This window comes from Streptomyces sp. NPDC056486, assembly GCF_042795295.1.
In the GTDB taxonomy this organism is placed as follows: Bacteria; Actinomycetota; Actinomycetes; order Streptomycetales; family Streptomycetaceae; genus Streptomyces.
The window spans coordinates 1-20,555 of record NZ_JBHTSF010000122.1; the positions used below are offsets into that span (position 1 = coordinate 1).

The 20,555-nt window shown below is 68.7% G+C and carries 16 protein-coding genes, 2 pseudogenes and 1 riboswitch; of the genes and pseudogenes, 6 read left to right on the plus strand and 12 right to left on the minus strand.

Annotation, left to right across the window (positions count from 1 at the left end):
* Positions 1–84: 84 nt before the first annotated feature.
* From ACFQ7F_RS33890 to ACFQ7F_RS33905, 4 genes and pseudogenes are all read right to left on the minus strand, one after another.
* Positions 85–333, minus strand: a pseudogene (locus ACFQ7F_RS33890) (ThuA domain-containing protein); the annotation flags it as partial.
* Positions 334–414: 81 nt separating this feature from the next.
* A complete protein-coding gene (locus ACFQ7F_RS33895) occupies positions 415–2,589 on the minus strand; it encodes an RICIN domain-containing protein (RefSeq protein ID WP_383279023.1) in 2,175 nt (724 codons plus the stop codon).
* 143 nt (positions 2,590–2,732) lie between these two features.
* The gene (locus tag ACFQ7F_RS33900) at positions 2,733–4,115 is read right to left on the minus strand and encodes a ricin-type beta-trefoil lectin domain protein (RefSeq protein ID WP_383279025.1); all 1,383 of its coding nucleotides are present in this window, start codon (positions 4,113–4,115) and stop codon (positions 2,733–2,735) included.
* Positions 4,116–4,620: 505 nt separating this feature from the next.
* The gene (locus ACFQ7F_RS33905) at positions 4,621–5,343 is read right to left on the minus strand and encodes a helix-turn-helix domain-containing protein (protein WP_383279027.1); all 723 of its coding nucleotides are present in this window, start codon (positions 5,341–5,343) and stop codon (positions 4,621–4,623) included.
* Here ACFQ7F_RS33905 and ACFQ7F_RS33910 point away from each other — a divergent pair.
* The 4 genes from ACFQ7F_RS33910 to ACFQ7F_RS33925 all read left to right on the plus strand — a co-directional run bounded on the left by ACFQ7F_RS33910 (position 5,321) and on the right by ACFQ7F_RS33925 (position 9,018).
* On the plus strand, positions 5,321–6,097 hold the full coding sequence (locus ACFQ7F_RS33910) for an alpha/beta hydrolase (RefSeq protein WP_383279030.1): 777 nt from the start codon (positions 5,321–5,323) through the stop codon (positions 6,095–6,097). The two genes, ACFQ7F_RS33905 and ACFQ7F_RS33910, sit on opposite strands and share 23 nt — an antisense overlap.
* Before the next feature lie 90 nt (positions 6,098–6,187).
* A complete protein-coding gene (locus tag ACFQ7F_RS33915; protein WP_383279033.1) occupies positions 6,188–6,577 on the plus strand; it encodes a cupin domain-containing protein in 390 nt (129 codons plus the stop codon).
* Positions 6,578–6,912: 335 nt separating this feature from the next.
* Positions 6,913–7,596: a snapalysin gene (gene snpA, locus ACFQ7F_RS33920; protein WP_383279036.1), complete on the plus strand. Its 684-nt coding sequence runs from the start codon at positions 6,913–6,915 to the stop codon at positions 7,594–7,596.
* A 216-nt stretch (positions 7,597–7,812) separates the two neighbouring features.
* On the plus strand, positions 7,813–9,018 hold the full coding sequence (locus tag ACFQ7F_RS33925; RefSeq protein ID WP_383279039.1) for an alpha/beta hydrolase family protein: 1,206 nt from the start codon (positions 7,813–7,815) through the stop codon (positions 9,016–9,018).
* Between the two features lie 189 nt (positions 9,019–9,207).
* Here ACFQ7F_RS33925 and ACFQ7F_RS33930 read toward each other — a convergent pair.
* The 7 genes and pseudogenes from ACFQ7F_RS33930 to thpR all read right to left on the minus strand — a co-directional run.
* Positions 9,208–9,492, minus strand: a pseudogene (locus tag ACFQ7F_RS33930) (PP2C family protein-serine/threonine phosphatase); the annotation flags it as partial.
* Between the two features lie 490 nt (positions 9,493–9,982).
* Positions 9,983–10,330 (minus strand): hypothetical protein, encoded by a 348-nt coding sequence (locus ACFQ7F_RS33935; protein ID WP_383279042.1) that lies wholly within the window; start codon positions 10,328–10,330, stop codon positions 9,983–9,985.
* On the minus strand, positions 10,294–10,722 hold the full coding sequence (locus ACFQ7F_RS33940; protein WP_383279045.1) for a hypothetical protein: 429 nt from the start codon (positions 10,720–10,722) through the stop codon (positions 10,294–10,296). The genes ACFQ7F_RS33935 and ACFQ7F_RS33940 overlap by 37 nt, the downstream gene beginning before the upstream one ends.
* Positions 10,722–11,258 carry a hypothetical protein gene (locus ACFQ7F_RS33945; protein WP_383279047.1) on the minus strand — a complete coding sequence of 179 codons (537 nt, stop codon included), beginning with the start codon at positions 11,256–11,258 and terminating at the stop codon, positions 10,722–10,724. Before ACFQ7F_RS33945 ends, ACFQ7F_RS33940 begins: the two co-directional genes overlap by 1 nt.
* Before the next feature lie 174 nt (positions 11,259–11,432).
* The gene (locus tag ACFQ7F_RS33950) at positions 11,433–12,131 is read right to left on the minus strand and encodes a hypothetical protein (protein WP_383279050.1); all 699 of its coding nucleotides are present in this window, start codon (positions 12,129–12,131) and stop codon (positions 11,433–11,435) included.
* 473 nt (positions 12,132–12,604) lie between these two features.
* Positions 12,605–13,345, minus strand: coding sequence for a transglycosylase SLT domain-containing protein (locus tag ACFQ7F_RS33955; RefSeq protein WP_383279053.1), 741 nt, complete (start codon positions 13,343–13,345; stop codon positions 12,605–12,607).
* Positions 13,346–13,349: 4 nt separating this feature from the next.
* Positions 13,350–13,544, minus strand: a riboswitch (cyclic di-AMP (ydaO/yuaA leader).
* Positions 13,545–14,706: 1,162 nt separating this feature from the next.
* The gene (gene thpR / locus ACFQ7F_RS33960; RefSeq protein WP_383279056.1) at positions 14,707–15,342 is read right to left on the minus strand and encodes an RNA 2',3'-cyclic phosphodiesterase; all 636 of its coding nucleotides are present in this window, start codon (positions 15,340–15,342) and stop codon (positions 14,707–14,709) included.
* Positions 15,343–16,092: 750 nt separating this feature from the next.
* Here thpR and ACFQ7F_RS33965 point away from each other — a divergent pair.
* Positions 16,093–17,649: a hypothetical protein gene (locus ACFQ7F_RS33965; protein WP_383279059.1), complete on the plus strand. Its 1,557-nt coding sequence runs from the start codon at positions 16,093–16,095 to the stop codon at positions 17,647–17,649.
* A gap of 156 nt (positions 17,650–17,805) precedes the next feature.
* On the opposite strand, the gene ACFQ7F_RS33970 is transcribed toward ACFQ7F_RS33965, so the two are convergent.
* Complete coding sequence (locus ACFQ7F_RS33970) at positions 17,806–19,032, minus strand: cytochrome P450 (protein ID WP_383279062.1); 1,227 nt, start codon at positions 19,030–19,032, stop codon at positions 17,806–17,808.
* Between the two features lie 559 nt (positions 19,033–19,591).
* Between ACFQ7F_RS33970 and ACFQ7F_RS33975 the strand changes: the two genes are divergently transcribed.
* Positions 19,592–20,365, plus strand: coding sequence for an SDR family oxidoreductase (locus ACFQ7F_RS33975; RefSeq protein WP_383279065.1), 774 nt, complete (start codon positions 19,592–19,594; stop codon positions 20,363–20,365).
* Positions 20,366–20,555 lie beyond the last annotated feature (190 nt).

Below are 20,555 nucleotides of genomic sequence, written 5' to 3' on the forward strand. Positions count from 1 at the left end.
GATCGTGGCCGTGGGCGGCAGCGAACCTCAACCGCCGCCTACATCAGCCCCATTGACCTGCGATGAGCAAGGTGGAATCAAGCCCGCAGCATCCGTCGTGAAGGCCGACACGTGGAAGCCCATCCAGGCGCCGCCCGCGCGCATGTACTGCTCGAAGCCCGTCCGTTGGGCCGGGGTGTGCGGCCCGTCGTCGAGGAACAGGACAACCTGGTAGGAGTGCACGCCGCCGTTGGTGGGCAGGTCCCAGTTCTTGCTGGCGGTGCAGGTGAAGCCGTTCGCCGCGGCCTGCTTCGGCAGCCAGTCGTTCGCCTCCTTGTCGAGGTCGATGTGCAAGGAGCAGGAGGACCCGCGGGGTCACGTGGACGGGACCGGATCTGATGGTGTGCATCTGCCGATCGATCCTTTCCGCGCAGGTTACGGATAGTTGGTGAGGTAGGCGACGTTCGTGCTGGAGTTGGACGGCCCTCCGGTGTTGTTGATGATGCGGCTGATGGTGCCGACACCGCCCAGTGAGACGGTCACCATGTCGTGGAACTTGACTCCCGATACGTTCGGCACCTCGAAGGCGCGATCGGCGACCACGCTCGAGTTGGCACTGAAGTAGCAGTAGCTGCCCAGGCCCCACGCCTCGTGGCTGGTGACGGAGGAGGCGACCTTGTATGCGGGATGGCCCTTTCCGGTCCCGTTCATCCAGGAGGCCTGGTTCGGCGGGTCGTACGGCATCTCGTTCTGGAAGAAGTACGTTCTGCCGCCGTTGCCGTTCCAGATGACCTGGGTCTTCTGGAAGTGCTCGACGAACAGGCCGTACGCGGTCACGTTGCTGCCGTTGACCACCAGGCCGGTGTCCGCCGTGTTGGTGGTCCAGCCGACCGTGCCGCCGTTGCCGTGATCGGCCCGCCAGATCCAGGTGTGGTCGATGATCGTGTTGGCGCTGTTGATCACCAGTGAGTTGGTCGCCTTGCCGTTGGTGGCACCGCCGATCCGGATGAAGACGTCGGACAGCTGGATCGGGTCGGCGGCGTGGCTGGCGGACGAACCGGTCGGGCCGATCCGCATCAGAGTCTGGGAGTTGGTGGTGCCCGCGTCGATCAGCAGGCCCGCCAACTGGATGCCGTCCACGTCGGCCGTGGTGACGGCGGTGATTCCGCCGTCCGGCACGAACGTGGCCAGACCCATGCCAAGGACCACCGTGTCGGGGCGCGTGATGTTGATCGTCTGGTTGAGGTGATAGACGCCGGGGGTGACCAGCAGGTGCTTGCCCTCCGCCAGGGCCGCGTTCATGTCGGCCGCGGTGGCCCCGGGCTTGACGATGTGGAACTGGTCGATCGGCAGGGACTTGCCCGCCGGGGTCTTCCCGCTCCACGTGGTGCCGACGGCGTTGGTCTGCAGCCCGGGCACGAACACCTTGTAGGCGCCCGCGCCGTCGACGTACAGGAACGGCTTCTCGCGGATCGTCGGCGAGCTGGCGACGTTCGTGTACGTCGGGAAGGACTGGGCGGGCGCGCCCTGGTCGCCGACGAAGACCATGTTCCAGTTGGAGCCTGACCAGCTGCCCATCTGCGAGTTGCGGGTGAGGAACTGCTGCTGGGTGCCGGACCGGATCTGCCCGTCGACCTTGGTGTCGGAGATGAAGCCGCCGCTGGACCAGCCGCCGTCGTCGAGCGCGAGGTTGCCGCGCACGTGCATACGGCGGTACGGGGCGGCCTGCGAGACGGCCCAACGGTCGGTGCCGCCGGTGGGGTTGACCGACAGGTTCTCTGCGACGCGCCAGAAGTTCTGGGTGGCGTTGCCCTGGAACCAGTCGGCCTCCGCGTGTACGGAACCGTTGATGGTCACGTCGTCGGGGGAGAAGCCCAGTCCTGCGACCTGGGTGTAGAAGCCGACGTTGGCGTTGGCGCTGTAGGTGCCGGGCTTGAAAAGCAGGGCCTGGCGGGCCGAGCCGAACTGGTTGGTCTCCTGCTGGGCGAAGACCGAGTTCAGCTTGGACTGGATGCTGGAGGTCGACATGGCCGGGTCGAACACCGTCACGTTGGGGCCGAAGTCCGGAGTGCCCGGCGGGTTCGTGGTGCCGCCGCCCAGGGTGAAGGACTGCGCGGCGCTGCCGTTGCAGGTGTACTGCGCCAGCTGAACGCTGTCCGAAGTGGAGGCGCTGGGGACGTCCAGGCACTTGCCGCTGTTGCGGTTGACGAAGTGATAGGCGCCGTCGGCCTCGGCGACGGGCAGCCACTGCTGGTTGTCGCCGCTGGAGTACGTCCACAGCTGGACGGGCGCGGAGTCGGCGGTGGAGACGTCGGTGACGTCCCAGGCCTTGGTGGCTTCCAGGTTGCTGTTCACGCGGTAGTGGCCCCCGCTGGTGGCCACGAATTGCCAGTTCTGGGCGGTGCTCCCGTTGCACGTGTACTGCTGGACGGCCGTGCCGTCGGCACTCGCGGCCGAGCGGGCGTCGACGCACTTGCCACTGCCCTTGTTGACCACGGTGGTGTAACCGGTCGGTATCGCGGCGGCGGCCGCCGCCGCGGTCTGTGCGCTCGCCGAGCCCTGCGCGGCGAACTCGATGCCGGTCACGGTGGTCGCTACGAGAGCGACCACGGTCAGCACCCTCGGTATCCAACGATGGCCGGGCAGTCTCTTCCGTCTGCCCACGGGTCTGGAGACGGATCTGGGCACAGGTCTGGGCACGGATTTCTCCTGTGGTGATGGGGGGGAAGAGGTGGAGGGGCGGAGCGCGTTCGTCAGCCGGTGTACCGGGCGAAGACGCTGGTGAACTGCCAGTTGCTCTGGGGCACGCCCGAGCAGCTGTCGGCGACGCCGCCGGTGCAGGGGCGGTCCCGGTTGACGGACCAGAACGTCAGCCGCGCCAGGTGGTGCTGCTGTGCGTACGTGAGGATGGCCTGGAAGTCGGCGACGGTGACCGTCTCGTTCTGGTCGGTGATCCCGTTCATGGAGGAGATGCCCATGAGGCGGTAGGCCTGGTCGTCGGTGTAGCCGTAGGCGTTCCTGAGGGCCGTCTTGAGGCCCTCGGCGGCCCGCTGGGTGAGCGTGCCCATGTTCTGCCCCGCACCACCGAAGTCGAACGGCATGATCGTCCAACCGGTCACGCTCAGGCCGGAGTTAGCGGCCCGGTTGATGAGGCTCGTGTCGGGCCCCGACTGCCCGGTGCCGATGGTGACGTACACCTTGATGCCCGGGTTGTTGGCCTTGATGGTCTTGAGCGCGTCCACGGTGCGCTGCTGGACCGTCGGGTTGCTGTACGCGTCGGCCTCGATGTCGATGTCGATCGCCTTCAGCCCGTACGCGTTGATGACCTTCTGGTACGCGCTCGCCAGCTCCCCGGCGCTGGAGCAGGAACTCTCCAGCTTGTTGCCGCTGTAGCCGCCGAAGGACGGGATGATGTCGCCGCCGTTCGCTCGCACCGTGTTGACCGTCTGCTGGTCGACGCCGCCGGTCAGCGGGCGGCTGCCGTCCCATTGCGGGTTGCAGTAGCCGTTGCTGAGTACGAAGGCGAGGGTGAACCACTTGACGCCGGTCGCGTTCATGACCGTGGTCGGGTTCGGCGGACTGCCCCAGCCGTTGTAGAGGTACGGGGCGACGGCCATCGGCGCGGCGGGAGGCGTGTCGCCGCCGGTGGGCGCGGTCCACTTCTGGTTGGCGGCGCCCGTGCAGGTCCAGATCTGGATCGGGGTGGCGTTCGCCGAGGCGTTGCCGGTGACGTCGGCGCATTTCTCGGCCTGGGTGCTGACGATGTCGCGGGCGGCGGAGACCGACCACTTCTGATTCGCGCCACCCGTGCAGTCCCACAGCTGGAGCTTGGCCCCGTTTGTCGTGGAACTGCCGTTGACATCAAGGCATTTGCCCAGAGCCCTGATCGTCCCGTCGGATCCGACCGTCCACTGCTGGGCGGCGGTGCCGTTGCAGTCGTAGAGCTGTACGGCCGTGCCGTTCGCGGAGCTCGCCCCGGCCGCGTCGAGGCACTTGCCCGCGAGGCCCGTGATCGTGCCGGTGGCGGCTGAGGCGGGTGCGGCGCCGAAGATACCGACAGAGAAAGCGAGCAGTGCGGTGGTGAGCGCGCCGCGTATCACGGTAGAGCGCGCGAGAGACGGTCTGAGTCCGGTCATCGGAGGATCACAGCCCTTCAGGGGAGGCCGATGGTGGGGGTGTTCTCGGTGCTGACCTGGTTGACCTTGCGTACGGCCGCACACGGCTGTTCATGTTGATGAACAGCGAGTGCACTCGCGAAACTCTGGCGACCGGGAACCTAAAGGTCTGCACCAAAGCCGTCAAGAGCTGAAACCAAGAAGGACTAGAACAGAGCTGTGCTCGCGAGGAGTTGAACGCACGAAGACACCGGGCGCTACGGGCTCCGACGCCTCCGCCCGGCCAAACCGGCGGCACACCGCGCGCACGGGTGGCGCTCGATGCCATCCGCCTCGGTGGGGGAGAAGGCTCTTGAGGGTCTGTCATGAGCCCGGGATTTCGCACGATGCAGTTCTCAGAAGGGGATCCGCCCCGCTGTTGAGTGAGAACGAGTTCTGCGAACCGGTCTGGCGCTTCGCGATCTCTGCATAGCCCTCTTTGACCTTGATCGGGCAAGGGCCCTCGTTTGTGGGAAGCGGGTCTTCCTCAGTTGTTGAGCAGCCGCCACGTGGTGAGGGCAAGCCCGGCTCGTATCAAGCCAGTGGGCTCGGTGAGTTCGATGTTCAGGGTCTTGCCGATCCGTTCGAGCCGGCGGGCAACGCTGCTGTGGTGCAGGTGGAGGAGATCGGCGGTCCGGCGCAGGGAGCCGGTGACGCAGTAGGCCTCCAGCGTCTCCAGATCCACCTCTTGGGGGCTGCCGGCGATGCGGGCGATCGCGGCCACGTCGGTGTTGTCGTGCGCGCTGTCCCGGGGAACCTGCGCGAGCAGTGCCAGCGCCCCGAGTTCGGCGTAGGGGACTGTCGGGCGGTGTGGGGTGGTGAAGCGGAGAGCTGTCCGGGCTTGCTGCCAGGACAGCTCAGGGCTTTCGGCGGCGCCGATGCCCGCGCGTACGCCTGCTGGAAACCGGGTCTGGTCCACGGTTGTCGCCAGGATGACACCCACGTCGGCGAGCGGTGCCGCCTTGACTGTGCGAGCCGGGCAGATCAGGGCGGCGACCTGGTCGAGTGGAAGCTGTGACTGTAGGGCGACGGCGCGGACCGGCAGGTCGGCGGCGAACCCCAAGAGCCGTAAGGCCCGGGTGCGGGCCGCCTCGTCGCTGTCGGAACTGATCGCGAGCTCGACGAGGGCGGGGTCGGCCATGGTGGTACGGGCCGGGCCGTACCGTTCCATGACCGCGGCGGCGGCGATGGCGAGCCGTTCCAGGAGCACTTCGTCGAGCGGACCGGGCGAGCCGGTGCGGATCTACCGTCCGAAAGGGGCGCGGGGCGCCATCGTCTGGCTGCACGGTGGAGCCTGGGTCATGGGGGATCTGGACTCCGATCGCCACTTCGCCGCCCGGATCGCGGCCGACGCCGACACGGTGGTCATCTCGGTGGATTACCGCCGATCTCCCGAGCACCGGTTCCCGGCCGCTCTGGACGACACCTACGCCGTACTGACCTGGGCGGCCGAACACGCGGCTGAGCTGCGCATCGACTCGAACGCGATCGCCGTCGGAGGACACAGTTGCGGCGCTGGGCTCGCAGCCGCGGTGGCGTTGCGGGCGCGTGATCAGCAGGGGCCCGCAATCCGCTTCCAGCTGCTCAACCAGCCGCTGCTCGATGACCGTCAGGAGACGTGGTCACAGCGGAACTTCACCGATACGCCCTTGCATGATCGCGACACGCTCACGGCAGTGTGGCGGCACTACCTGGGCTCCCAACCCGCCCATCCGTACGCCGCCCCGGCCCGGGCCGACGACCTGTCCGGCCTCCCCCCTGCCTACGTGGCCACCGCGGATTCCGACCCGCTCCGCGACGAAGGCATCACCTATGCGCTGCGTCTGCTGCAGGCGGGTGTCCCGGTCGAGCTGCACCAGTGGCCCGGCACCTTCCACGGCTCGCTGGCGGTCCTGTCCGCCGACGTGTCGCAGCGCCAGTTCACCGAACTCGGCGCAGCCCTGCGCCGCGCCCTGGCCCAGTAGGCGGCCGAGGCCGACCGGCTGGCCCCCAAGCCCTACGCCTCACCAGATGAACGATGACCGCAGAGATGACCGCAGAATGGATGTGTCGGCATGACCGTTACCCCGATCGATCTCTTCGCCTCCTTCATTCACCTCGACCAAAGCGGCCAGGTGCGCGCCGAGCAACCCGTGTTCGACCCCGAGCGGGACGGCTGGCAGTTGATGACCTTCCATGTGGAGACCGGCGCGGATGTCCACGCTGACCACTGGGAAGTCCACTCCGCCGCCGACGAAGTCGTGTCCTGCCTCAGCGGCGGGATACGTGTCTGCTTCCGCCCGGAACAGCCGGATGAGAAGGAGGACGAAATCAAGCTGGCGGCGGGAACGGCGGTCATCGTCCCGCGCGGGCGATGGCACCGCATCGCACTGGACGGGCCCAGCGACATCATGTCCGTCACCCTTCCACGCGGCAGTCGCCTGGAGAAGCGGAGCGAAGCCTAGCCGGGCCCGTCACATACGGCCCTCATCCACAGCGACGCCCGACACAGGCCGCTGTCCACGTCCGTACCTAACCGTGGCTCGCCCCAGGCCCAGGCCCAGGCCCAGGATCAGGGCGCCACCCTCCTGAATCACGCCAAGTCCCGTATGGCGCATACCAGTTGATGCTCTGCCGCTATCACCGAATGGCATCGGTACGAACGAGCCCCGCCTTCCCGATACTCGTCCCGACCGGAGGCCGTACCTGCAGGCCCCCGGTTCCGGGACCCCGGGCACTCCTCGTGCCCGGGAGTTCCCGGCCATCCAGGCCACCGGACATCCGGAAGGGACACACCCCCGTGAACAGATCCCGTACCAGCCTCCGCGCCATCCTGGGCGCTGCAGCTCTCGTCAGCTCGCTTGCCGTCGCTCCCTCGGCGTTCGCGGCGCCCGCCGCGCCCGACACGGTCAAGCCCGACTCCACGAACGCCACGTCGGCGTACGCGGGTTCCGCCGAGGACGAGGCCGCCAACCGGCAGTTCTTCGACGCCGTCATGAAGTCGGCGCTGAAGAAGCAGGCAGCGCAGCCGGGCATCCAGGTTGTCACCGTCCGGTACGCCACGACCCGGGCGCCGAGCTTCCGCAGCCAGATATCGCAGAGCACGCAGATCTGGAACTCCTCCGTCGGCAACGTGAAGCTCCAGGAGTCCAGCTCGGGCGCCGACTTCGAGTACCGCGAGGGCAACGACTCGCGCGGCTCGTACGCCTCCACCGACGGGCGCGGCCACGGCTACATCTTCCTGGACTACCGGCAGAACCAGCAGTACAACTCCACGCGGGTGACGGCCCACGAGACGGGGCACGTGCTCGGTCTGCCCGACCACTACTCGGGCCCGTGCAGCGAGCTGATGTCCGGCGGCGGCCCCGGCACGTCCTGCACCAACGCCTACCCGAATGCCCAGGAGCGCCAGCGGGTCAACAGCCTCTGGGCCAGGGGGATCGCCGCCCTCCAGGACAAGGGTGAGCTGACGAAGGTCCGCTGACCCCGCACGCCACCCCGGGCGGACTGCTGCGTACTGCAAACAGCCGCCGTGGCCGGCGAGGGCATCAGCCCCAGGGTGTAAACCCGTGGGCTGATGCCCGCGCGAGTAGTTAAACGGTGGGCCGATGCCGCGGGGGAGGGGCACGTGACAGCGTCGCCCTGTGCCCACGGACCAGCCGCGCGGCACGGTTGACGATCCGTCACCAGGGGAGGGCCCATGACCACCACACCGTTCATCAGCCGGAAGGGCATGACGCGCCGCAACATGATGGGAGCGGCGCTTGCCGTCGGAGCCGCCGTGCCGCTCGCCGGCGTTGCCGGGTCCGCGTGGGCCGCCCCCGCCGCGACGCGGCTCACGCTGCCCGTGCCGACCGGGCCGCACCCGGTGGGCACGGTCCAGCTGCACCTCGTCGACCGGTCGCGTCCGGACGACATCGCGGGTCCCGGGCACTTCCGCGAGCTGATGGCCACCGTCTGGTACCCCGCCCGGGACGTCCAGCGCTACCCGGTGGCGCCCTGGATGCCGGCCGGCGCATTTCAGGCCTTCCTCGCCGATGCCGGGTTCAGCGATCTGGCCTCCCTGGGGCCGCTCACCGCCGGCCACGTGGGTGCTCCGGTACGGCGAACGGGCCGACGGCTGCCCGTCGTCGTGTTTTCGCACGGCGCGCACAGCCACCAGGGCGACCACACCGTCATGGTCCAAGAGCTCGCCAGCCACGGATACGCGGCTGTGACGGTGGCCCACCAGTACGACACGTACACCGCGTTCCCCGACGGTCGGATCGCCGTCCCGCTCCACGACAGGCAGGCACCGACGCTGCCCGGGGACTTCGCCGCTGACCTGCGCTTCGTCCTCGACTGCGTCGAGCAGCTCGCTGCCGGGGGCAATCCCGACGTCGACCACAAGGAGCTGCCGACCGGGCTGCTCGGCTCCCTCGACTCGCGGCGCATGGGCGCGTTCGGCTGGTCGAAGGGCGGGACGGCTACCGCCTGCGCCACACTCGCGGACGAGCGCATCCGGGCCGGGCTGAGCCTCGACGGCCCGATGCAGATGAACCCGCCGCTGGCCGGTGACTTGGACCGGCCGTTCATGATGATGTCCGCCGCGTTCACCCGGGCCACGGATCCCGAGGTCGCCGCATTCTGGTCGCACCTGCGGGGCTGGCGACTGAACATCCGGGCCCAGGGCGCCGCCCACGTCTCGTACGGGGACAACGAGGCGCTGTTCCCGCAGGTGGCGAAGCTGCTCGGATGGAGCGCGCAGCAGCTCCAGGACGTGATCGGCACCCTCGATCCCGAGCAGGCGGTGAAAATCCAGCAGGCGTATCCGCTCGCGTTCTTCGACGAGCACCTGCGCCACCGTCGGGGGCACCTGCTCGACGGGCCGACCCCGGCCTTCCCGGCAGTGGCATTCCTCCCGTGAGCACCCGGGACCGGATGTCCGCCGCCGGCGCGCGGCAGCGGTCGGGCAGGGGGGTGCGTGCTCCTGCCCGACCGCGGTGGCTACCCCTTGGGCCGAGCCGTCAGACGCAGCGGAGTCGGTACTCGTCGGCTTCACGGATGAGTCCCTGAGAGCGGATCTGGTGCATCTCGAAGTGCATGCCGCTCGCTCCTACTGCTGGAGCTCCATGACGTCGGCGACCACGCAGCTGACGTTGTCGGGACTGCCGGAGCCGTTGGCGAGGGCGATGAGTTCGCGGACGGCTTGCTCGGGCTCCCTGATCTCGGAGAGCACCCGGCGGATCTCATCGGTTGGCACGACGGTCGACAGGCCGTCGGAGCACAGCAGATATCGGTCTTCCTGCCGGGCGTCGTGCAGGCGTATGTCGGGGCTGCCGTCGGCTCCATGGCCCAGAGCTCGTAGCAACAGCGACCGCTGGGGATGGGAGGCGGCTTCTCGCCCTGCGGGTCCTCGATGACCGTGACGGCCTGGCCGACTTCGTGGAGGTCGGATGCCGTCTTCATCTCGGGCCCGGGTACGGCGGTGCCGTCCTGGCGCTGCAGCGTGTAGTGGTAATCGCGGTTCTTGCGTCCCTGGCCCGGGTCCCGACGTTCCTTCGTGACCGTCGCCGAGACCTCATCGCCCCGCTGTTGCAGCGTCAGGTCCTCACGGGCCATACCCGCGACGCCCACGGACATCACGGAGACGCCCACGATGAACAGCGCCGCGTACGTACTCGCCTCACCTGTGGCACCCAGCCTCCGGATCAGCACGGTGAGCAGCACTGCGTGCACGATCCACAGGGGCACCTGGAGCCCGAGGCCGAAGTCGCCGGCGACCAGGTACATCCCGACGATCGCGGCGAGCGCGTAGCAGCCGACGGCGATCGCCAGCGGAGTGCGGTAGCGCCTGTCCGGCGCCCCTTCCGCGTGCTTCTCGCCGACGCTCATGTCGCGACGTCCTCCTCGGTCGGTCCTTCTTTGACCGGTCCCTTCTCGGCCGGCCCGTCATCGGTCGGCTCCTGCGTCGAGACCGTCTTCATGATGCCGCCGAGCAGATCGAGGTACTCACTCCAGTGCTCCCTGTCGTCGGTCATGAAGAGGAAAAGAGCCGAACCGGGGCCGGTGCTCAGGGGCACACAGAACTGGACCTGCCGGATCGTCGTGGGGATGGGGTCGTCGAGGCCGAAGAGCACGCCGGGCAACTCCAGCTCCTGGTCTCGGATGCAGAGGGCGGACGGGCCGTACGGCAACATGATCAGGGCGACCTCGGCGTCCGGATCTGTCGGCGCCACTGGAGGGCCGTGCGCTTGGCCGAGCCCTGCCTGTCCTGGCCGCGGGGTCCGACGTCCGGTCTTTCGATGAGTACAGACAGCGTGCCCTGCGACAGCTCACCGTCCGGCATGCGCAGGAGACAGGCCGACACGTGCTCGGCGCCCGCCGCGATCGCGGTCTGCAGCGCGTACTCACCGGAGATGACGAGGCTGAACTTCTGCAGGGGCGTGGCGGCACCGGCGAAGAGCGGGTCGACCGCCTCCGCCATCCGCAGCATCCGCTCCTCGGGGTCCTCCAGCAGGTCGAACCGCGTGAAACCGGGTGGGAGCTCGAACCAGAGGTCAGGAACGTCCGTGGCGGCCCGGCCGTCCGCGGAAACGGTAGCCGCGTACCCCAGGTCAGTGGTCGCCATCAGTCCGTCAACTCCCATGCTCCCAGGCCTATCGCACTGCCGACGGCGACCGCTCCGCCGAACTTGCCGCCGTCGGTTCCCGTGGCAACGTTCGCCACACCCGTCCCCCAGGTCGCGGCGTCGTACTTGCCCGTGCTCGTTTCGTAGGCGTTGATCGCGGTCGGCGCCGTCCAGGCGAGCTGGGCGGCGGCCTGGACACCTTCCGTGGCGGTCAGCGCGGCGCCCCGGGGAACCCCGAGCTTTGCGGCAGCGGCCATGACGGGCTTGTCGATCACCTTGGCGACCGGGTCCGCCGCCTTCATCACGTTCTTCGCCGTGGTGCCCGCCGTCCTGATGCCGACCTTGGCGCCGGCGGCGACACCACCGGCCCCACGCCCCGCCTTGAATCCGGCCATGACTCCCGCCTTCGCCGCACCGACGCCGGGCACCATGCCGAGGGCGTCACCGCCGAGCGTGAGCCAGTTGCCGATCCGCTCACCGGTCGGCGGCCACAGGCCGTCCACGCCGTACGCCGACGCGTGCGCCAGGAGTGCCACAGCACTCAGGCGCCGGCCCGCGCCAGAGACGTAGGACAAGCTGGGGTGCAGGTCTGGCTCAGCAGCATGCTCAGCCGATGGGTTCGCGCATCTCCTTGCGAACTTGCAGAGTCGTCCGTGCAATTGCGTCAAGGTCGACGGACTCAGGTTCCTGCACTGCGGTTTCCGGTGTGATCACCCGACAGCCGCCCCGGTGTTGTCGTCGCCCCAGGCGCACATCGGCACGTTGCTGCGGCTGCCGTTCTGTTCTGAGGTCAGGACCTGACAGCTCAAGGTCACCTTCGAGCCGACGGGCGTGACGTCGTGTGCGGGCACGGCGACCGTGGCGCCCTGGCCTTTGGTGGCGCCTTCCATCAGGTAGTCGCGAGCTCGGTCGGGGTCTTTGTACCGGCCGTAGATACCGGAGACGACCAATTTGCCGCCCTCCTGGTCGCCCCGCCCCGTGTACTGGGCCACCACTGCCTTCGGGTCACGCACGTTGGCCCGGCTCCGGTTCTCCTCGACGATCTGCTTGCCGGCGGTGGAGGAGAAGTCCTGAGACAGCCGGTACGTCCCGCCGACCAGCTCGTCCGGCACGCTCATGCGGTACTTCGCCTCCGGGAACCCTCCCTCTGAGCCGTCCACGAACAAAGCAACTCCAGCGAGCACCACCACCAACGCACCGACGATGCCACCGGTGATGCCCAACACCTTGGCGGTACTGCGCCGGGAAGGAGGCGGGCCCATGGAAGGTGCGCCCCACGGGCCGGGCCCCCCAGCCGCGGGGTAGGGCTGCGCGTAGGGAGGACCCTGCTGCGGGAACTGCGGCTGGACGGGCGGCGGTCCGAAGGACGTATGCGGACCCGAACCACCTGGCTGTGAAGGCGTGGACATGGCGACACGCTACGCCAGCAGGGGTGAGACCAACGCCTCGTTTGCTGGGGCGCCCGCTGGCCCAGCGCAGTATGTGGCAGGTCCTGGTGGGCGTCGCTGTGCCTGAGTCGCCGGGGAAGCAGACTATGCAGGCCTCCATGAGTTTGACATCCGGGCGGACGAACCGGTCTGGTGCCCTCCGTCTGCCCGGCTGCGCGACTCTCTGCCCCTGGCCTCCTGGGCTATGCGCAGCTGCTGAGCCGCTCAGGGAAGAGAGCTCGCTGGCGCATGCGCCGGTGCGCGGCCGCCCCGGTGACGCGAGCGCCTAGGGCTGTCGGTGGCCGCAAGCCTCGTCCCGGCGCCGGGCGAGGCAGCCGCGGAGATGCGGCGTGCCTGCCGGCGTGTGCTGGCGGGAGCGGTGCGCGGACCGAGAGCGGCCTGAGCCCAAGGCACACGGTGCGCCGGGCTTGCAGCGGATGAGGGGGGTGGGGCTTCTAGTAGGGCCCGTTCACGTTGTCGATCGAGCCGTAGCGGTCGGCCGCGTAGTTGCAGGCAGCGGTGATGTTGGCGACGGGGTCGAAGCTGTCCGTCGACGTGCCGGGCACGTGGTACGCGGCGAACGTGGGGTCGATGACCTGCAGGAGTCCCTTGGAGGGTATTCCGGCGGCGGCGTTGGAGTCCCAGTTGTTGGTGATCTGAGGGTTGCCGGAGGACTCGCGCATGATGTTGCGGTGGATGCCCTCGTAGGTGCCGGGGATGCCGTGCTGGGCCAGTACGTCGAGCGACTCGTTGATCCAGCCGTCGAGGTCGTTGGTGTAGGCCTTCTTCGCCGGGGCTGCGGCGGGCTCTGCGGAGAGCGTGTCCGTGCGCTCGGAGCGGTCTGCCCGCTCGGCGGACGCCGGCTGGGCCGGTGCCTTCTCGCCGAGGGTGAGCTTGAGACCGGGGTGGATCAGCTTCGGGTCGTTGCCGAGGGTGCTGCGGTTGTCCTCGTACAGCTTCTTCCAGCCGCCGCTCAGGGAGTGCTCGCGGGCGATCTTGGAGAGGGAGTCGCCTGCGGTGACGACGTACGTCGTGGGGGCCGCGGCGGGCTTGGCGGCGGTGCCGGCCGGCGCCGCGGCTGCGGTGGTCGCGCCGAGCACCGGGAGGATGAGCACGGCGCCGCCCGTGCTTGCGGCGGCGATGTTCCGGGTGAGCGGGCTGGACTTGGGGCGGCGGTGCTTTCCCTTTGCAGGCATGACGAATTCCTCTCCGTCGCCTACGAGGTGAGCTGTCGGGTTCGGACGGGAGATGTCCGGTCGCACTGCGAATGCGACTTCACCCCGAGTCGTTCCGGAATCCGGATCGACGGCTTACCTGGGTCCCCCGCTCCTGCCGTGCGTGAGTGAGTGGGTGGGAGGGTTTCCGGACAGCGGCAGGATTCGGCGTTCCATCCGGATTAACGGTGACGTTAGGCGAGAAAGCCCGGACGGAACAAGACACGAATTCGCATAGGGAATGCGCGAGACCTGTCCCTGGTGAACAGAACTCGTTGCCCGCATTGATCAAAAACCCCAACTTTCTTAGCGCGCAACGGAAGTACGCTCAGCGGCTCCCAGGGGCGCGGTCGCGACAGTGTGACTCAATTCACTGAATGGGCTACGGACTGGAATGCGGATGAAGGAGGTATTAGATCGCCTTGTCTTGCGCGAAAGAAGTTAAACTGGGGCATAAAGCTCCATGTGCCCTTAGTGGTGCGAATGGGTGGCTTCCCCTGTGAAGGTGGCACCTTGTGAGCCCGTCTTTCAGGTCAAAACGGACACCCTGCCCCCGCTGCTGACGCGACCGCGCGGTCACTCCTCCGCGAGCGGCGTGTCCCCGACGGAACGGACCGGCAGAGGGTCCGCGGCAGTGTTCATGACCGGGTGATGATCGGAATGAGCGCGCTGGGTGTGCGGGGTATTCGTCTCGTGTGGAACAGGCCTTCTCCCACGTCCCCAGCCAACAGGCCCCGTCGCGACGCCACCCTGCTGGATCAATAAGTCACTGCCCTGAGCTAGCCAAACCACGCCCCGATGGATGCTGTTGGGGGAGGGGGCGACGGGGGCGACGTGGAGGCTTCGGGGATGCGAGTGGGTTGACGGGTGTTGTGCGTCGGGGGCCTCTGCACTCGGGCGGCGGAAGTTCTGAGGATGCTGAGGGCGGCCCAGTCCCACCCATACGTCCGGAGGGCCAAACCCCCGGATTTTTCCGGGAGTTCTTCTCTCTCCTAGAGAATGCGTATCCCTTCTTCAGGTTCAAGTATCCGAAGGGGGCGCTTGCATTCCGGGGCAGGTATTTAGGCTGGAAGCCGCAGGGTTATGGAATGAGCCCGGAGGGTGCATTCCGTAGCTCTCGTGTGGGGCATCGCTGAAATGTCAGTAGGTAAGCGTAATTTCTGTGCCCCCGTCAGATTATGCTCGTTGCTCTGAACTGCGGTGCCCGTCTGGAGGTAGTGGCGGAAAGCGGGAATCGCCAGTGGCGTCAACTGGCCTAGATGCAGGACGGCTTCCCGAGACATCAAACTCTCTGCCCGCCGTTAGGGGATCCTCCTGGTGTGGGCGTGGGTGTGGGTATGTGTCTAAGTCCGTTTGCGTGGTGGCTGCTGGACGGGGTCCTCATCGTGGGGTGGCGAGGTGGGGCTGCCGAAGTTCCAGGCGCCGATGTCGCGGTAATGGATGGGGCCGGGGCCGCGGCCGGTGTTGCTGGCGACCAGGTGGAGGCGCTGGGCCTGCCATGAGCAGCCGGTGAATCCGGCTAGTCCGGCGGCGGCTTCTGCTGCGCACGAGGGGGTGTCGCGGCGGGCGCGGGCCAGTGTCAGGTGCGGGCGGAACGGCCGGTGCGTGTGGGTGATTCCGCAGTGGTCGGCGACGGCGCGTACGTCGGTGGCGAGCAGGTGCAGCCTTTCGAGGTCGCCGTTGATTCCGCTCCACAGCACCCGCTCGTCGAAGTGCCCACCGCCGTGCAGGGCCAGGGTGAGGGATCGGCGGGTTGCTGCGAGGCGGGCGAGCGGTGCGTGCAGGAGTTGCACCGTCGGGGCGGGGACTTCGCCGAGGAACGCCAGGGTGATGTGCCAGTCCTCGATGCGGTTCCAACGCATGCGGGGATGTGCGTGTTGGGCGGGCTCAAGTGCCTGCGCCAGTTCTTGTTTCGCGTCGTCGGGCGGGGCGAGAGCGATGAACACACGGACAGTGGCGGGCTGGGTCTGTTCGTTCACGGAAGCCTTCGTACCGCATCCGGGTGATCGGACAGCTGCCGGCCCTGCCTCACGCCTCCGATTTCCGTCGCAGGCCGTGGGACGCGCCCTGCGGCGTTCGCGTAGGTGGGCGCCGGTGTAGGCAGTCAGTTCGCTGACGTGTTCTTCGTCTGCTCGTTGTAGGCCCACAGGTTCTGCCCGGCACGGAATCCACGCCGGATGCTCTGGCAGGTTCGCGCCGGTGTGCGGTCGTCACGCCCGGTTCCGGCCGGGCCGGCGGGTCAGTGCGGCGTCGGCGGCGTTGCCCAGCATCTCGTAGGCGAGGCGAACAGCAGCGGACGGTGCTCGGTGAAGGTGTCCTCGGCGGTCTCAGTCATGGTCGCCCCGGCTCGCCCGCTGCTGAGCGGCGCGGCTGTACCGGGGGTTGGGGCACCGGGGTTGGGCACCGGCGTTCCGGTCGGCCACCCGCCCTCGCGTCCCGGCCGGTCCTGCCTGCGCCGCCGACCCGCGTCGGTACTGCGTCACCACACCCGGCTCCTCTCTAGGGACGCCCATCGAGGCACCCCGCACCGGCGAAGCATGACAGCCCGCCCTCGATGGTGCACCGGCTTGTGCGTATCTCTTGTCGGGGGAGTGCCGTCCTGAATCCGCCTCTGCTACGCAGGGAGAGGCCTCGCGCACGGGCCGGGGGCCGGGGCCGAGGGCCGAGAGGCGGGGCCGGAGGGCGCAGCCGGTGCGCCGCGGGCTGTCAGGGGTAGGGGTGATCAGATCATGGCCGATTCCGTGAGTCTGGAGGGCCCGCGGGTGCCGGTAACCGATCCCAGGCTGGGGATCGACGTGGATGCGGGGTGGTCGGGGGATCCGCGCCACCGACTGGTCGCGGTGGGAGATTCGCTGACGCAGGGGTTCCAGAGCGCGGCGATCTTCAACACGCCGCTGTCGTATCCGGCGATCGTCGCGCACGAGCTGGGGTGCCTCCCGCAGTTCCGCTACCCCCTCTACGGGGGCTTTGGCGGGCTGCCCTTCAACCTCGAGTGGTTCCTGCGCGATCTGGAGAACCGCTATGGGCGGAGTGTGGACTGGTGGGAGGTGCCGCTGGCCTTGTTCCGGGCTCGCAGTGTGATGGACCGGGTGGAGGACTACTGGGAGCGGGGGGCCGGCCGGACCGTGCCGTCGACCACGGCGATCATGCACAACCTTGCCGTGTTCGGGTGGGATCTGCGCGATGCGCTGTCGAAGTCGGCGGACGAGTGCCGTAAGCGGATCGATGTGCCGAGGGACGACCTGGTCAACCAGATCGTGCAGAACGCCGGTGAGCGCGCCGCCCTGAGGGTGCTGCCCACCCAACCCCGGACGGCGGGGGCTCTGACGCAGCTGGGTGCGGCGGCCGAACTGGGCAACGACACCGAGGGCAGCGGCGCGGAGCACGGCATCGAGACGCTGGTCGTCTTCCTGGGGGCGAACAATGCCCTGCGGGCGGTGACGGACCTGCGCGTGGTGTGGAGTGAGGATGCCGGCTTCGACGACCTGGACGGCAAGCGGCGCTTCACCGTCTGGAGGCCCAGGCACTTCACGTCCGAACTGCGCGAGGTGGCCGCGAAAGTCGCCGATATCAAGGCGCGGCATGTCATCTGGTGCACGGTTCCGCATGTGACCATCGCGCCGATCGCACGCGGCGTGGCGGGCAAGATCCAGCCCGGTTCGCGGTACTTCCCCTACTACACCCGTCCCTGGATCAAGGACCAGGACTTCGACGTGGGCAGGGACCCGAACCTCACCGCGGAGCAGGCGCGGCAGGTGGATGACGCGATCGACGCGTACAACTACGCGATCACCGATACGGTCCGCGCCGCCCGGACCGAGGGGAGGGACTGGTACCTCCTTGAGACCTGCGGTCTGATGGACCGTCTGGCAGCGCGCCGCTACATCGAGGATCCGCTGGCGCGTCCGGACTGGTGGCAGCCCTATCCGCTGCCGTCGGCGCTGCGGGCGCTGTCGCCGCCGCCGAACTCGCATTTCCTCGCCGGAAAGGGCGGACGGCGCACGGACGGCGGCCTGTTCTCGCTCGACGGTGTGCACCCCACGACGGTCGGATACGGGATTCTCGCCCAGGAGGTGATCAATGTGATGCGGCTGGCGGGCGTCCGGTTCTTCCGCCCCGACGCGAGCACTCTCCGTCAGGACCCGGTGCTCGTCGACTTCGACCGGCTGATCCGCCACGACACGCTGGTCAACCATCCACCGGGGAATCTGGGCTCGGCCCTGGGCGTCTTGGGCTGGGCCGATGAGGCCTTGGACCTGTTCCGGCGGGTGTTTGCCACTCTCTGACGGAGCGTCAGGGCATTGGAGGGTGCGGGGGCGGGGCAGGAGGCGGTTCGCCCGGGCCTGCGGGTGGCGTTGCTCGGCGATGGTGGCGGTGGCTCTCGCGGCGCGCCGGTAGCGCTGGTGGGCCGCGGCGGTATCGCCGCCCTCTTCTCCCAGTTCTCAGTGTTGCGGGCCAAGGACGACCGGCAGTTCCCGGTGTCCGTTGGAGATGAATGATTCCGCAGGGCGCAGTGCGGATGCGGGGACGGCGAGGGTGAGGTCGGGGAAACGGGCGAACAGTGCCCGCAGCGCGGTCTGGGCTTCCATCCGGGCCAGGGCGGCGCCGAGGCAGACGTGGACGCCGTGGCCGAAGGCGAGGTGGGTCTTGTCGGCTCGGGTGAGGTTGAAGGAGTCGGCGCTGGGGCCGTGGAGGTCGGCGTGGCGGCCTGCTGCCGCGTAGGAGGCGAGGATGGCCTCGCCCCGGCGGATCACGAGTCCCTGTGCCAGGGCGATGTCCTGGACGGCGTAGCGCATCGGCAGATGCGCGACGGGCGCCTCGTAGCGCAGTGTCTCCTCGACTACGTCTGCCCAGGTGCTTGTGCCCTCGCGGACCAGGGCGAGTTGTCGGGGATGGGTGAGCAGCGCGGCGATGGCCTGGTCCAGCAGGTTGACGGTGGTTTCGTAGCCCGCGCTGATCACCAGGAGGAGAGTATCGAGGAGTTCCTGCTCACTCAGCGCGGAGCCGTCGTCGTCCCGGGTGGCGATGAGTACGGAGGTCATGTCCTGGCCCGGCTCGGCGCGTTTGGCCGCGATCAGGTCGACCAGGATCGCGTACACCTCCTGGGTGTTCGCTGCGGCCTCATCGGGGCTGAGCGTGGTGTCGAAGACGCCGTCGACGGTACGGCGGAAGCCAGGCTGGGAGTGGTCGGGGAGCCCCATGAGTTCGCTGATGACCCGGATCGGGAGCGGATAGGCGAACCGCTCGCGCAGGTCGGTGGGTTGCCCGGCGGGAAGGGCGGCGAGTTCCTCGAGCAGCGTGTGAGTCATCTCCTCGATACGCGGCTGCAGGGCGGCGATACGGCGCGGGGTGAAGGCCGGGCTGACCAGGCGCCGCAGCCGCCGGTGGTCGCCGCCGAAGGCGGTGAACATGTTGTCGACGGCCACCCACAGTGCGAGGGGCCAGATGCCGAGGATCTGGTCGGGGAACATCGGCCAGTGCTGCCGGGGGTCTTTGGAGACCCGCGGGTCGGTGAGGAGCTGTTTGAGCAGGGCCGGGTCGGTCACCGCCCACGCCTCGACGCCCAGCACGTCGACGCGGGCAGCCGGGCCGCGTGAGCGCAGCTCGGCATCCTCGGCGTGCCGGTCGCTGCCGGCGGCGTCCAGGGCAAGAATCTGCGGCTGGTCCATGCGAAGGCTCCTCAAGGGAAGGGGAACAGGCAACGTGGCGGGCAGGTGGCGGGCACAGAAGCGAGAGCGGGGCGGCAGAGGGTCGGTCCGGTCACCATCGCAAGGCGGTGGCCGGGACGGTCGGCTCCAACCAGGACAGCACATCCCGGAGTTGGGCAATGGCCGTCTGTGCGATCAGACAGCCGACTGGGCCGGAAAGCTGTGGGTCGCGACCGCCCAGGCAGGCGCAAACGGCAGCCGACCGCTTCCTCGCCGGCGACGGCGTCTTCGTCGTGCAGACGGCCCCGGACGGTCCCGGAGCCACTAGCCGATGCCTTCTCCGCGCGCCCGACTCCGCGCGCCCGACTCCGCGCGCCCGACTCCGCGCGCCCGACTCCGCGCGCCCGACTCCGCGCGCCCGACTCCGCGCGCGGGGCTCTGTGGCGTGCAGGCTCAGGACCGAGTTCTGAACGTGTCCTGCCGCCATGGTGGATCTGGGCCTGCCGTGTTGCCTGGGTGTGCTGCACCCAGGAGAATCCCGCCCTTCCTGTGGGCGGCCGGGCCAGCGAGTCTCACCCCCATGAACACACCAATAATCGAACGGGCCGAGTCGGCCACCGGCCGCAAGGTCGTCCTTGTCACCGGCGCCAGCAGCGGCATCGGCGCGGCCGTTGCCGCACGACTTGCGGCACAGGGTCACCATGTGGTGGCCGGTGCACGCCGCACCGACCGGCTGCGGGAGCTGGCGGAGCACACCGCCGAGGCCACCGCCCGCTGTGGTGGCGGCCTGGAGCCGGTGCGGCTGGATGTGACGGACCGCGCGGACACCGAGGCCTTCGTCCGGACCGCCCGGGAACGCCACGGCCGCGTCGACGCCCTGATCAGCAACGCTGGGGTGATGCCCCTGTCGCGGCTGGATTCCCTGCTGGTGGGGGAGTGGGACCGCATGATCGACGTGAACGTCCGAGGCCTGCTGCACGGCATCGCTGCGGCGCTGCCGGTGTTCAGGGAACAGGGTTCGGGGCACTTCGTCACGGTCGCGAGCACCGGCGCCCATGAGGTCGTACCCACCGCAGCTGTCTACTGCGCCACCAAGTACGCGGCCTGGGCGATCACCGAGGGTCTGCGCCAGGAGTGCGACCCCTCGATCCGTGTCACGACCATCTCGCCGGGTGTCGTGGAATCGGAACTGGCCGACAGCATCACCGAGGCCGGCGCCGCCGAGGCCATGCGTGCCTACCGCGCCCACGCGATGAGCCCCGACGCCATCGCCGGTGCGGTCTCCTACGCCCTTGGCCAGGCGCCCGATGTCGACATCAATGAAATCGTCCTGCGCCCCGTCCGCCAGCGCTGAACCGCCCTTTGTCGTGAGTCTGCCGGCGTGGTGGAGTGTCGTGCGTGTGGGGTGTCTGTGTGGTTCGCCCTGGGTGCCCGGGTGTCTGTTACTCCGTCATCAACGTGCCGGGACAACCCTCTTAGGGCGTGCGCGACCCGGGGCGCGCACGCCGGGGCGGCAAGCTGCAATTCGGCCGTGGCGTTCGTGC